The organism is Oerskovia sp. NPDC060338, from assembly GCF_042726295.1.
In the GTDB taxonomy this organism is placed as follows: domain Bacteria; phylum Actinomycetota; class Actinomycetes; order Actinomycetales; family Cellulomonadaceae; genus Oerskovia; species Oerskovia merdavium.
In genome coordinates, this window is record NZ_JBHXCQ010000011.1 from 184,104 (window position 1) to 196,443 (window position 12,340).

At 71.9% G+C, this 12,340-nt stretch carries 13 protein-coding genes; 2 read left to right on the forward strand and 11 right to left on the reverse strand.

Annotated elements, in window-relative coordinates; genetic code table 11:
- Positions 1-55: 55 nt before the first annotated feature.
- The 6 genes from ACFWGN_RS14980 to ACFWGN_RS15005 form a co-directional block, all read right to left on the reverse strand.
- On the reverse strand, positions 56-703 hold the full coding sequence (locus ACFWGN_RS14980; protein WP_377617839.1) for a hypothetical protein: 648 nt from the start codon (positions 701-703) through the stop codon (positions 56-58).
- Between the two features lie 32 nt (positions 704-735).
- Entirely contained in the window at positions 736-1,515 is a 780-nt protein-coding gene (locus ACFWGN_RS14985; protein WP_377617841.1) for an HNH endonuclease family protein, read from the reverse strand.
- A 70-nt stretch (positions 1,516-1,585) separates the two neighbouring features.
- Positions 1,586-2,023, reverse strand: coding sequence for a hypothetical protein (locus ACFWGN_RS14990; RefSeq protein WP_377617843.1), 438 nt, complete (start codon positions 2,021-2,023; stop codon positions 1,586-1,588).
- A 69-nt stretch (positions 2,024-2,092) separates the two neighbouring features.
- Positions 2,093-2,887 carry a thymidylate synthase gene (locus ACFWGN_RS14995; RefSeq protein WP_377617845.1) on the reverse strand — a complete coding sequence of 265 codons (795 nt, stop codon included), beginning with the start codon at positions 2,885-2,887 and terminating at the stop codon, positions 2,093-2,095.
- A 95-nt stretch (positions 2,888-2,982) separates the two neighbouring features.
- Positions 2,983-3,789: a DUF2637 domain-containing protein gene (locus ACFWGN_RS15000; protein ID WP_377617846.1), complete on the reverse strand. Its 807-nt coding sequence runs from the start codon at positions 3,787-3,789 to the stop codon at positions 2,983-2,985.
- A gap of 104 nt (positions 3,790-3,893) precedes the next feature.
- A complete protein-coding gene (locus ACFWGN_RS15005; protein WP_377617848.1) occupies positions 3,894-4,289 on the reverse strand; it encodes a hypothetical protein in 396 nt (131 codons plus the stop codon).
- Positions 4,290-4,374: 85 nt separating this feature from the next.
- Between ACFWGN_RS15005 and ACFWGN_RS15010 the strand changes: the two genes are divergently transcribed.
- A complete protein-coding gene (locus tag ACFWGN_RS15010) occupies positions 4,375-4,827 on the forward strand; it encodes a ribonucleotide reductase stimulatory protein (RefSeq protein WP_377617849.1) in 453 nt (150 codons plus the stop codon).
- 73 nt (positions 4,828-4,900) lie between these two features.
- Entirely contained in the window at positions 4,901-5,374 is a 474-nt protein-coding gene (locus ACFWGN_RS15015) for a hypothetical protein (RefSeq protein ID WP_377617850.1), read from the forward strand.
- Between the two features lie 22 nt (positions 5,375-5,396).
- Here the strand turns inward: ACFWGN_RS15015 and ACFWGN_RS15020 are convergent, their stop codons facing one another.
- The 5 genes from ACFWGN_RS15020 to ACFWGN_RS15040 form a co-directional block, all read right to left on the reverse strand.
- Positions 5,397-7,703, reverse strand: a complete 2,307-nt coding sequence (locus ACFWGN_RS15020) for an SNF2-related protein (RefSeq protein ID WP_377617851.1) — start codon at positions 7,701-7,703, stop codon at positions 5,397-5,399.
- Positions 7,704-7,736: 33 nt separating this feature from the next.
- Positions 7,737-8,180 carry a hypothetical protein gene (locus ACFWGN_RS15025; protein WP_377617852.1) on the reverse strand — a complete coding sequence of 148 codons (444 nt, stop codon included), beginning with the start codon at positions 8,178-8,180 and terminating at the stop codon, positions 7,737-7,739.
- Between the two features lie 192 nt (positions 8,181-8,372).
- On the reverse strand, positions 8,373-10,721 hold the full coding sequence (locus ACFWGN_RS15030) for an ATP-dependent DNA helicase (RefSeq protein ID WP_377617854.1): 2,349 nt from the start codon (positions 10,719-10,721) through the stop codon (positions 8,373-8,375).
- Positions 10,718-11,152, reverse strand: coding sequence for a hypothetical protein (locus tag ACFWGN_RS15035; protein WP_377617856.1), 435 nt, complete (start codon positions 11,150-11,152; stop codon positions 10,718-10,720). The genes ACFWGN_RS15030 and ACFWGN_RS15035 overlap by 4 nt, the downstream gene beginning before the upstream one ends.
- An 8-nt stretch (positions 11,153-11,160) precedes the next feature.
- Positions 11,161-12,336 carry a hypothetical protein gene (locus ACFWGN_RS15040; RefSeq protein ID WP_377617857.1) on the reverse strand — a complete coding sequence of 392 codons (1,176 nt, stop codon included), beginning with the start codon at positions 12,334-12,336 and terminating at the stop codon, positions 11,161-11,163.
- Between the last annotated feature and the right edge of the window lie 4 nt (positions 12,337-12,340).

A 12,340-nucleotide genomic window follows, 5' to 3' on the forward strand; every position in this document is an offset into this window, starting at 1 on the left:
GAGCCGCGGACGCTGCCCGTGACCGGCCGCACGCAGGGCCTGCTCGGGGTCGTGCTCAGGGCCTGGCGTTGGCCTCGGTCAGGCGCCCGAGCTCGTCGGCCACGCGCTGTGCGAGCTCGCCCTGGGGTTCGGCCTGGGACCGCTCGGTCTCGATGTACCGGCGCACCCACATGTGCGCGAGCAAGCGGGCTGTGTCGGGCAGGTCGCCCAGTTCGGTGATGCGCTGGGCGGCGGTCAGGAGGTTCATGACGGCGCGGGCGAAGTCGCGGCGCCCCGTCTCCTGGCAGGTCTCGTCGTCGTCCTGGCAGGCCTGGGTCAGGCTCGTCAGGGACGCGCTGAACCCGATCGACTCGGCGTCGATGCGCCTGCGTGTCGCGGCGGGCAGGTCCGGGGCGAGCACGGCGTACAGGGCGTGACCGAGCAGTGCGCCCGCACCTACGCCGAGGATCGCCCACGGGGCCCGGCGGCGTGCTCGCGCCTGGTCGGCGATGGCTGCACCGAGCAGGCCTGCGCCCAGGACCGGGGTCAGGCGGGCGACCAGCGAGGCCGGGGAGTCGTCCCAGATCGCGCGGGCGATGAACGCCGACGCCTCCTGCGGGGTGACGTCCACGGGGAAGGCTCGGTGCTCGACGCGCAGTTCCCCGCCCTTGAGGCTGCGGCTGTGCTTGCTCAGCCCCCACGGTGTCGCTTCCATCCGGCTCATGGCCGTACCTATGCCCGCGGCCGGGCAGGAGGTCACTGGCAGGAGTCGAGGACCTTGGTCATGGCGTCCTTCTCAGGCTGGGTGACGGCGAGGGAGTACTTCGCCTTGACCTCGATCTGACGCGAGACGTAGTCGCACCGGTAGGCGGTGTTCTTCGGCAGCCACTCGGCGGCGTTGCGGTCGCCCTTGGCGCGGTTCTGGCCGGGGTCGACCATGACCAGGTTCAGGGGGTCGTTGGCGAACGCGGTCCGGGTGGCCTGGTCGAGCTGCTGGGCGCCGGAGATCCACGCGTTGCCCAGGGCCACGATGTGCTCGGCGTCCAGGCCGTTGTCCTTGCTGCCGCGCTCGAAGGCGACGTTGGTCCCGCCCTTGTACGGCTCGTAGGGCAGGGTGCCGGTCAGGACCACGCAGTCGTTCGTCCCGGGCTTGAACGTCTCGTCGACCAGGTCGCGGGCCAGGATGTCGTTGCGCGTGTCGCAGCCGTTGCGGTCGACGTCGGACCAGGCGGGCCCGAACTGCTCGCGGGTGTACCCGGTCTTGGCTGCCTTGCCCTTGACGGTCAGGGTCTCCAGGGTGGCGCGCGCGGCGAGGTGATCGGCGCCGACCGGGGCGCTGGGCGCTGGGGCCTGCGCGCCGGGGACCTCCCCAGCGTTCTCCAGGTCTGACTCGAACAGGTCGCGGCCCTCCTGCGAGGTCGCGTAGTCGACGCCCTGGCGCAGGCCGTCGTAGAACTGGGGCCAGATGCCCGTCACGTTCATGACGATGAAGATCGCGAGCAGGGCGAAGAGGGTCGAGAAGATCCGTTGGCGCATGACCACTCCGTGGGGCCGGGGGCGCGGAAAGTCCCGCACTACCTGCCCTGATGCGCAGAACGCACCGGGCTCAACCCTGCACGGCCTCGTCGAGGGTCTGGGGCTGGACGGCCGGGGCCTTGGGGGCCGTGGTCCGGGTCTTGCGCGGGGCCTTGGGCACGGGCCGGCGGGAGGCTTCGGTGGCCTTGACCGCGCGCCCTCCGGTACAGCCCCGGGTCAGGGTGCACTTGGCCGGGACGGAGGAGGCGACGAAGGAGATCAGGCCGCACCGGGGGCACTTGGCGACGGTGACGGTGGGGTTGCGACGCAGGTACCCCAGGACGTTCCCGGCCGCGGCCAGCAGGTGCTGCTGCTCACTGGAGATCGCGACCAGGCCGGGCTCGATCTGCGCCATCTGCTCCCAGCGGTCGACCTTGGCGACCTTCATCAGGGCGAGCGCGATCGACACCGCAGCGAGGAGGGGGTCAGCCTCGTCGGGGGTGAAGAAGGTGGCGGGTTCCTTGCTCATCACCTGCCCCTATGCGGGTTCGTCCCTCGCAGGAGCCCCGGCGAGTCCTGGCGTTGTGAGCTCACGGGCTCAGACCGCCACGGGTGCCTTGATCGCCGGGTGGTGCTGGTAGCCGGTGATCTGGACGTCCTCGTACGCGTAGTCGAAGATCGACGCGCGCTCGGCCAGGTGCAGCGTGGGGGCGGGGTACGGGTCGCGCCCCAGCTGCTCGCGCACCTGCTGGAGGTGGTTGTCGTAGATGTGGCAGTCCCCGCCGGTCCACACGAAGTCTCCGACCTGGAGCCCGGCCTGGGCGGCGACCATGTGGGTGAGCAGGGCGTAGGACGCGACGTTGAACGGCACGCCGAGGAACAGGTCGGCGCTGCGCTGGTAGAGCTGGCACGAGAGGCGTCCGTCGGCGACGTAGAACTGGAACAGCGCGTGGCACGGCGGCAGCGCCATGTCCTCGACCTGGGCGACGTTCCACGCCGAGACGATGTGCCGGCGCGAGTCGGGGTTCTGGCGGATCTGGTCGACGACGCGGGCGATCTGGTCGATGTGCCCGCCCTCGGGCGTGGGCCACGACCGCCACTGGGAGCCGTAGACCGGGCCGAGCTCACCGTCGGCGCCCGCCCACTCGTCCCAGATCTTCACCCCGTGCTCCTGGAGCCAGCGCACGTTCGTCTCCCCGCGCAGGAACCACAGCAGCTCGTAGACGACCGACTTCAGGTGCACGCGCTTGGTGGTGACCAGCGGGAAGCCCTGGCTGAGGTCGAAGCGCATCTGGGCGCCGAACACTGAACGGGTGCCGGTCCCGGTGCGGTCGGACTTCGTCGTGCCGCTGTTCAGCACGTGGCGCAGCAGGTCTTCGTAGGGCGTGTCCATGCACGCGCCTATGCGCCTGGCACCGGACCGGCGCTGGGCATGGCGATGGCGCCGCGCCCTGTGGCCGTAGCCGGACGCGACGCCATCGCTGAGGGTCAGGCCGGGATGGGCTCGCGCTCGTGCTCCTTGGCCGCGGCGACCTCAGGCTCAGGCTCGGGCTCGGGCTCGACGTCCGGGACGGTCGCCTCGACGACGTCGCTCAGGTCGACCGGGGCAGCCTCGGGCTCGACCGCTTCCTCGGCAACGACCTCAGCCTCTGGCGCCGACTCGACGACCACCTCAGGCTCGATGACCGGCTGCTCCGGGGTCGGCGCGGGGGCCGGCACCGCGTCCACGGGAGCGACCTCGACGGCACGCGCGGGCACCTTGGTTGTCACGGGCGCAGGCTTGGGTGCCGCGGCCTTCTTGGTGGCCTGACGCGCGCGGGCCGGAGCCTTCGCCGGTTCGCTCGGACGGCCCAGGCGCATCAGGATGACGAGCAGGTGCGTCACGGCGAGCAGCACCAGCGGCGGCACCGAGGCGACCAGCGCGGAGACCTCCAGAGGGAACCCGTCCCCGGCCTCGGACGCGACCAGGATCGCGTGGGTCGCGTTGGCGGCGATCGACGTCCCGGCACCGGCGAAGAGCAGCATCCAGGGGAAGAAGGTGACGTGCCGGGGGTGGTCGACGAGGGCGATGATCGCGACGCTCGACACGACGATGAGGCCGTCGACGATCAGCGGCCACAAGAACCCCAGGTGAGGGTTGATCCCTGCCCGCACAGCGAGGTCGGTCAGGGCGTCGAAGCTGAGGATGAACGACGCGGCGATGAGGAACATCGTGCCGAGGTGCGCCACGATCATGACCCACGCGTGGATGATCGGGGCGGGGCGGCGGGTGGCCGTGGGGCGCGCGTTAGCCATGCGGATGCACTTCCTTCGTTCGGTCGGGGTCGGTCACAACCGGTGTCTATGCAGGAGGAGAACGCCCAGGTCACGGGCACAATCGACCGGCGGCTCCTGCTCGATCAGTCCTGCGAGGGCAGGAGCTCGATCCAGGTCTCGATCGCGGCGATGACCTCGCGCCCGGCTTCGGCGGTGCGGGTGCGGCGCAGCGTGTCGTAGGCGGTGTCAGCGCGGAACTGGGCGCTCTGGACGCGCTGGCGGGCGTAGGCCGCAACCACCTTGGGGTCCTCGCCCGAGCACAGGAGCTCGCTGGGCATCCACTCGCTGACGGTGTTGCGGACCAGGCGCCCGTCGACGTCCAGGGTGTTCAGGCGAAAGCGCAGGTCGCTGTCCAGGACGACCTGCGTCGCGGTGATCTTGGTGACGACGTGGCGTGAGGGAACCGACTCACGGCCCGAGAGGCGGTGGACGATCGCGCCGACGAAGATCCAGGCGGGGATCGGGTGCTGGGTGGCCATGGCCTGCTCCTAGGTTGAGGGTCTCTGCCTCGTCCGTGGGGCGGCGGCCGGGAAAGGTGCCGAGCCTGGTCGCATAGGTGCGGGCATGGACGACGCGACCCCGGCGGACCAGACGCCGATCTTCTTCTACTCCTCCTCCAGCGGGCAGACGCGCCTGTTCGCGCAGAACCTGGAGCGGCCCGTGCTCGACCTCGCCGACCGCCGGGTGCGCGCCGGAGGGGCCACCGGTCCGTGGGTGCTGCTCACGCCGTCGTACAAGACGGGGAACCCGGACAACGACACGCTCCCCGAGCCGGTGCGCCGCTTCCTGTCCGACCCGGTCAACCGCCGACTGATGGTCGGGATCATCGGGGCCGGCAACCGCAGCTTCGGCTCGCACTATCAGTCCGCGGCGCGCCTGATCGCCCGGACGTCGGGGCGCCCGATCCTGTTCGAGGTGGAGCTGTCAGGGACCCCGGAGGACGTGGTCGAGTGCCGGGCCGTCATGGCGCAGGTCGACCGGGACCTGGCCGCTGCGCCCAGCGCGTCACGGCGGTAGGTTCCTGCCCCGCGCAGGGCACCGGCGCTAGGCTTCGGGCCAGCGATGGGTGGACAGACGAAGGGGTGGGGTCGTGGCACGTCAGAGGCTCGTAACATCAGCACCGACCCTGGCCGAGGGGCGCCGTGAGTTCAGGTCGATAGTCGGCTGGTTGACCCTGGTGACGTCCGTCGCGGCTACGGTCGTAGGCGCGATCATCACGCCGCTCGGGACCATGAACATGGCCGAGAGCTGGGCGATGGTCCTTTCCTTCGCGCTCTTCGCCTGGGTCGGGCTGGTCCTGGTCGTGGCCCACTTCTGGCACCGTGCGTTTGCCGAGCGGCAGCGCAAGGGATGGGAATGGGAGCGACGGCAGCCGCGACCGCACGTGCCACCACCACTCAGCACCTCCGGAGACCGGACTACCGCACCCCACTCCCGGCGCCAGACCCAGCGGGACTTCTACGGCGACGACCACCCCGGGCTGACCTACCGTGACCGACAGCTCGCCGAGACGCTCGGGATGGACGCCGACACGTACGTGAGCAACTACCTCGAATCGGACTAGCCACCGCCGGGTCGGTGGGAGCTCACGCGGCCATCTTCTGGGGGCTGCGCCGGCGGGCCTTGCTGGAGCGAGCGACGGCCTCCCACGCCAGGGTCGAGATGATCTGCGCCGGGGAGTCCATCTCGATGTTGCTCGCGTCCAGGACCGCGGCCCGGTTGTCGCCCCCGGTCATGACCTGGTCCAGGACGTCCGACTTCGACCCGAGGACGGCTTGGATGCGCTCGTCGAGGGTGCCGGGGGCGATCATCGTCTGGATGGTCACCGAGCGCTTGGTACCGATGCGGTGAGCGCGATCCTCGGCCTGGGTGATCTCCGCGTTGACGTACGTCGTCTCGACGAACAGGACGTCCGAGGATCGGGTCAGGGTTAGCCCGACGCCGGCGGCAGTGATCGACAGGACGATGACCGCGACCTTCCCGGCCTGGAAGTCGGCGACGGCGGCGTCGGCCACCTTCTGCGGGGTGCCGCCCACGATGGAGCGCACCAGGCTCGCGTCGGTGACGGCCTCCTGGGCTGCCTCGATCATCGCGGTCGCGACGTCCTGGTGGTGGGCCCAGACGATCAGGGGCCGGTCGATGCAGAGCTCGCCGGTCGCCGGGTCGTGGGTTCCTTCGCGGGCCACCCAGTCCCCGATGTACTCCGCTGCGGCCGGGACCTTCGCCAGCCCGGCTGCCACCCGCAGGGGTGACATGAGCCCGATCTGGTCGCGAGCCCACTCCTCGACCGTCTCGACGTCCTCGGGGTTGGTGGAGTCGAGGGTCTCGGGCAGTGTTTGGAGCCACAGGTCGATCTTGTCGAGCACCGCGGTGTGGGCCTTGCGGAACTCGGTCAGGGGCACGTCGATGAGCATCGGGAACCGGGCCTTGGCGGGCAGGTCGCGCAGGACGTCGGACTTGTTGCGGCGCACCCACACGTGCTCGTCCAGGGCAGCCTTGAGGCGCCCGAGCTCGGACTTGCGTGCCACCCAGGCCCCGAAGTGGTTCTTGCGACAGTAGGTCTCCAGGAAGTTGCTGTGGCCTCCGAAGACGGGTCCGAGGTGGCCGGTGACTTCGAGCTGGGAGGCCATCTCCTCCGGGGAGGAGTTCATCGGCGTGCCGGAGGCTGCGATGCGCAGGCCCGTGGTCGCGGCGGCGAGCTCGCGCGCGGCGACGGCCCGCTTGGACGCCCACTGCTTGGCCCGGTGCGCCTCGTCGTAGATCATGACGTCCGGCGCCCACGTTACGAGCTTGTCCAGCAGGGCGGGGCGCGAGGCGATGAGCGCGTCGGTGAGGACCACGACCCCGGCGTCGGGCAGCGCAGGCTCCTTGCGGCCAGCCACGATCGGCACGACCTGCCCGTCCCAGGCTCCCCCGCCGGTCGCGACCTCGGTGGTCTGGGAGTGCCACACCCACGAGGAGATGACCTTGGCCGGGGACAGGACGACGATGCGCCGGGCCCCGACGATCGCGGCAGCGGCCAGGGCCGAGAGCGTCTTGCCGACCCCTGGTGCATCAGCCAGCAGCGAGTGCCCGGCGGCGACGGCGATGGCTCCCGCGCGCTGGTAGGCGTACGGGCTGAGCTTGCCCCCGCCGAACCACTCGGGGACGTCCCCGACTTCGGCGATCAGGTCCGCGAGGTGCTCCGGGTCGGTGTTCGTCCCGAGCGACGCGGCGACCGAGGCTGCCTGGGTGCGCAGGTGCACGGCGGTGGTCACTCGGTTGCCCTCGCTGAGCGAGACGTCGACGATGTCCTGGCCGATGACGATCCCGCGCCGGGGCACCCCGAGCGGGGCGAGGTCGACGCAGGTGGTGCGCCACCCGCCCAGGCCCCGGTCCCATTCGGCTGCCGCGGGGATGACCTTGGACGCCTCGTCGAAGCCGATCAGGCGCGGGTAGATCACGGCGGCGGTCCCGGGGCCCTCGCGCACGGCCAGGGGCATCTGGAGATCTTCGAGGCTGTCGATCGTGGCGAGCTCGGGGTCGCGGACCTTGGACCGGATGTCGATGTCGAACCCGGCTGCGGTCAGGATCTGGGTGGGGTTCTTGCCCAGGCCCGTCACGACCCAGCGGCTGCGCTCGGGGTCCCACTGGCGTCCGGGGAGCTTCTTGATCCAGTCGATGAGCAGCTGGCCGGTGCCGGGGTACAGGGTGCCGCGCGCGAAGCGCAGGGCCAGGGCCGGGTTGACCCAGGTGCGTCCGAGGGTCGCCGTCGGGCGGGGTCCTTGCGGTCCGGGGCTCGCGGCGCCATCCGTGGAGGTGCTCGGGGCGAGGCTCGGGGGTGCTGCGCTCGCGCGGGTCGGCGCGGCGGCGCGCGCGGACAGTTCCGCGCTCATGTCCCAGTCGTCAGCCACGCCCGCTTCTATGCGGCGGGCCGGGGGCCGGGTTCAGAGCAGGGGCGGTGCAGCGTCCGGGTCGGTGCCCGCCCAGCCGACGACGACGACGGCCTTCGCGGAGCCCAGGGCCTCCACGGCCAGGGTGAAGCTGGTCGGGGCCTCCCCCGGGCTCAGGCTCACCTCGAACTGGGCGTACGGCTCGCGCACGGTGCGCGCGCAGGTCGCGGCGGCTCGCAGCAGGACGCCGGCGCGCTCGTCGAGCAACTCGGTGATGGCGGGGTGGGCGGCGCCCGGCGAGGGGGCCAGGGCGCGCACGACGTCCGCGGTGACCAGGACGCGGCGTTCACGGGAGAACCCGCAGCCCCACGCGATCGAGGACATGCACGTCAGGACGCCGGTGCGCAGCAGGTGCGCGTGCGACTCGTTGCGCGTGATGCGCTCGTACTTGCGGTCCAGGGCCCGGAGAGCGCCTGTCGAGTCTGGCGTGTGGGTCACTGGCTGTGTCCTTCGGTGCTGGGGTCGCCGCGCGGCTTGGTCGCTGCACACGAATGCCCCCAGGACCAGTGATCGCTGCTGTTCGCTTGGACTGGCCGTAGGAGCATTTGGTACCACCATTCTAACGCCCGACCTGGGAAGTCCTCCGATTCGTGGCCACGACGCACCGGGCCCTGAGCTCGCGGGCACGGCCTACGCCGCTCGGGCGGGGGCCGTGGCGCGGCGGGCCTGGTCCAGGGTCGCCAGGTGGTCGGTGGCCGCGACGAGCTCCGAGGTGCGGGTCGTGAACGCTGCCAGGGCTCCCAGGTAGACCTTGCGGGTCGGCTCCGGGTAGGACAGGGGCCCGACCTTCAGCAGGCGCGGGTCCAGGACGGCGACGACCCCACGGTCCGCGGCCGAGCGCACCAGGCGTCCGGCTGCCTGCTCCAGCAGCAGCGACGCGTCGGTCACGTACACCCACCGGTCCGCGGCCCACCGGTCGACCTCGGCGCGGGTCATCGCGGACTCCACGCGGGCGTCGTCGACCGGGTTGGACGCGGCCCGAGGGATGCGGTCGAGCACGACGAGCTGGCACGTGTCACCCGGCGCGTCGGTGCCGGTCATCAGGGAGCGGGTGCCGACCAGGACCGAGGTCGTGTCGGCGCGCCACTGAGCGACCAGCGCGCCAGCGGTGCGCCCGTCCCACTGGGACAGGACGTTGAACCGGCCGGCGAACGACTCACGCAGGCGCCGGGCGTACTCGCGCCCAGCCTTGGCGGTGGCTGCCAGGATGAGCGCAGACCCGCCCGAGGCGTCGACCAGGGCCTCGATCTTGGCTGCGGCCCAGGCGGTGTGGGCGCCGGTCTCCAGGCGCGGGCGGCGCCCGAACGTGGACGGGCACAGGGCGCTGATGTCCTGGTCGTCGGCGGCGCGGGGGACGTAGAGCAGGCACTGGCTGTAGGCCTCGGCGAACGGCGAGGGGTAGTCCTTGACGGTGGCCCGCAGCCCGGCCTGCGCGCCGTACCCGGCGGGCATCGTGCCCGAGCAGGCCGTGACGGACAAGGCGTAGCGCTGCTCGGACTCACCGTCGTCGAGCTCTTCGTCAGGGTCGTCCCCGCCCATGCGCGGCCCGACCCAGCGTCGCTCGTCGACCAGCGCGGCGCCGTCCTCGTCGAAGGGGACCGGCGCGGTCCACAGCGTGTTGTACAGGGCGCTGGCGACGTCGACCGGCGAGGCCTTGGCCACGGGCAGGTTCGCGTCGCGCTCGTCGGGCTGAGCCCAGCGGGCCACACCCCAGGCGTGGGTCGTCACGGTGCGCACGTCGGCCGAGAGCGACTCGGCCCGCGCGACCATGCGCCGAGCCTTGATCGCGGAAGGCACGTGCGGGTCCTCGGTCAGCGGCGTGACGAGCGCGCCCACCTGAGCGGCCCAACCAGAGATCGCCTGCCCGAGCCCGCCGAGCGGGTCGTCCTCTTCCCCCAGGCGCACGACCCCGCCGGGCCCGGCCACTGCGCGCAGGGCCCGGCCCAGCACCTCGCTGACCTGCTCGGCCAGAACGGCGCCGTCGTCCAGCGCGCGGGTCACGGCCCGGTCGCCGTCGTCCATGAGCGAGCGCAGCCCGGCGACCAGCGAACCGATGCGCCGCGCGGAGATCTCGCACGCCCCAGCTGAGCGCACGATCCCGGGCAGGGTGTGCGCCTCGTCGACCACGACGTGCTCGAACGTCCCGAGGGTCTTGTTGCCGATCACCACCGGGGCGCTGGTGGTGGCCTGGACGGCGAGCATGTGGTGGTTGGTGACCACGACGTCGGCCTCGGCGGCGCGGGTGCGGGCACGGGCCGGGGCGCACATGTCCGCGAACGGGCACTGGCTGACCCCGATGCACTCGGCGGTCGAGACGGACACCGACGCCCAGGCGCCGTCGGGCAGGTTGCCCGGGTACCGGCCGCGGTCAGCGTCGGAGGGGTCGGTCTTGGTGGCGGCGCGAGCGGCCCACGCCAGCAGCGCGACCATGTCGGCGCCGGGCACCGGGCCCTGACCGAGGTCGAACGTCTTGGGTTCGCGGGAGGTGCCCGCGGTGGGGACCTTGGCGAGCAGCCTCGCCAGGACGTCCAGCGCCTGCGGGGTGGGTTGGCGCGCGGCCACGGGCACCGCGACCCCGGCGTCGTCGAGCAGGGTCAGGGCGTGCGCGGCCACGGCCTGGAAGCAGGCGGTGTTGGACCAGCCCTTGTAGACGGCGAAGCGGGGGCGCACCCCGGTCGCAGCCTCGACGGCGTCGGCCACGACGGGCAGGTCCTTCTCGATGAGCTGGGTCTGCAAGGAGATCGACTCGGTCGACATCAGGGTGCGTTCGCCGTGCTGAGCGGCTCGCAGCATCGCCGGGACGGCCGTGGCAAAGCTCTTGCCGAGCCCGACGGGCGCGGAGGCTGCGACGTGCCCGGACCCGCTCATCGCGTCCCAGGTGTCCTGGGTGAAGGTGACCTGGCCGGGGCGTGCGACCGCGTTCGGCAGGCCTGTGGTGCGGCGGACCGCGTCGGTCAGGACGTCCAGGACCTGACTCACGAACGAGCGCTCGCGCGGGAGAACAGGCCACGGACCCAGCGCGAGCCCCGGATCGGGCGGTGCGGCTCGATGGTCCACGTCAGGTGCAGAATCCACGCGGTGCCCACGAACAGCACCGGGGCGGCCGCCTCAGCGGTGACGCCGCCTATGACCAGCATCCACAGCGCAGCCCAGCGGTACCAGCGCTTGGTCGCGCCCGGCACCAGGATCATCGTGATGATGCCCGGGGAGAGCATCGCGAGGGTCACCAGGTCGTTGCTGCCCCCGGCCACCGCCACCGCGGTCACCGCGGCCAGGTGCAGGAGTGCGATCACGATCGCCAGCGCGCCCAGCAGCAGGCTGCGGCGCAGGGCCCGGGTCTGAGCCTGGGGGTCGGTCGCGGGGCCGTTCTTCGAGGTGCTCGTCTTGACGTCGTTCGCGCGGGTGGCCATGTCAGTGCCTATGCGAGGTTCAGGTCGGCTGCGTTCACAGCCTGGTTCGTCGGCTCCGGCTCCAGGGCGTCCTCCAGCAGGGCGTCCATGGTCGCGGCGATCTGCTCGGGGGTCGTGCCGGCGGGCGAGGTCGGGTAGGCGACCAGGTGCTCGGCCACGACCTGGTCCCACGTCAGGGCCGTGGCGCGGCGGGCGTCCAGGACCTCGTCGAGCTCGGGCGAGGGCTTGCGGCGGTCACCGGCGCACAGCGGGGTGCAGGCGACCGCGAGGTAGGCCTCGACCAGGCGCGCGGTGGCGCTCGACCAGCCCAGCGACCTCGACCAGGACACGATCTCCTCGGTCATGGCGCGGACCTTGATGGCCGGGGGGCGAGCCTGGGCGACGACGGCTTCCTGGATGAGCAGGACCGCGGCCTGGTAGCCCCACTGGGACACGAGCGTCTCGACGTTCGCGCCGTCCTCCTCGCTGTAGGAGTCCCACATCGGGGACAGCAGCGGGTCGCACGAGCGGGTGTGGCGGTTGCGCAGGGAGTCCAGCGCAGCGGCCGGGTTGGCCTCGATGGCCTGGCGGGCAAGGTAGGTCGTGAGCGGGTTCGGGTCGGCCACGACCTGGGGCAGGTCGAAGGTGGTGCGCACGGCGCGAGCCTGGGTGCGGGTGCGGGTCGCCGCGTGCACGGCGTTCGCGATCTGCTCACGGAAGGCGAGCAGGACGCCCTGGTCGTGCTCTTCGTCCAGTCGCTCGTCGGCACCGGCCGCGGCCACGCTCACGTGCTCGAACGGGGTCGGCTCCCCCGGGGTCCCGGTGGGTGCGAACGGGGCGGACTTGCTGTTGGCGTTCATCTGGTCGCGGCGCTTGGAGGAGGCGATGCGCTTGCCGAGCTGGCGAGCCCAGCCGGTCAGGGACGCCCCGTCGGCGATGCGGGCCACGTCGAGCCCGCCGTCGCCAGCACCGGCGTAGGTCTTGAGCAGCAGGGTCTCGCTGACCGCGCCCTCGATGTCTTCCCAGTCGCAGGACGGTGCCCGCAGCGAGCGGGTCACGTCGCGGGCGACCTGGGTGGTGAAGATGAGCTCGGCGAACCGGTGACGGACCGCCTCGTCGGTGATTCCCCCGGACAGGTGCTCCTGGGCGAGGTGACGCGCCTGGTCGTCGATGCTTGCGAGGGCTTCGTGAGCGAGGGTCTGCATGCCC

Excerpts from the sequence above, each read along its gene's own strand:
- ACFWGN_RS14980 (WP_377617839.1), bottom strand. The coding sequence starts at position 703 with ATGAGCCGGATGGAAGCGACACCGTGGGGGCTGAGCAAGCACAGCCGC.
- ACFWGN_RS14985 (WP_377617841.1), bottom strand. The coding sequence starts at position 1,515 with ATGCGCCAACGGATCTTCTCGACCCTCTTCGCCCTGCTCGCGATCTTC.
- ACFWGN_RS14990 (WP_377617843.1), bottom strand. The coding sequence starts at position 2,023 with ATGAGCAAGGAACCCGCCACCTTCTTCACCCCCGACGAGGCTGACCCC.
- ACFWGN_RS14995 (WP_377617845.1), bottom strand. The coding sequence starts at position 2,887 with ATGGACACGCCCTACGAAGACCTGCTGCGCCACGTGCTGAACAGCGGC.
- ACFWGN_RS15000 (WP_377617846.1), bottom strand. The coding sequence starts at position 3,789 with ATGGCTAACGCGCGCCCCACGGCCACCCGCCGCCCCGCCCCGATCATC.
- ACFWGN_RS15005 (WP_377617848.1), bottom strand. The coding sequence starts at position 4,289 with ATGGCCACCCAGCACCCGATCCCCGCCTGGATCTTCGTCGGCGCGATC.
- ACFWGN_RS15010 (WP_377617849.1), top strand. The coding sequence starts at position 4,375 with ATGGACGACGCGACCCCGGCGGACCAGACGCCGATCTTCTTCTACTCC.
- ACFWGN_RS15035 (WP_377617856.1), bottom strand. The coding sequence starts at position 11,152 with ATGGCCACCCGCGCGAACGACGTCAAGACGAGCACCTCGAAGAACGGC.
- ACFWGN_RS15040 (WP_377617857.1), bottom strand. The coding sequence starts at position 12,336 with ATGCAGACCCTCGCTCACGAAGCCCTCGCAAGCATCGACGACCAGGCG.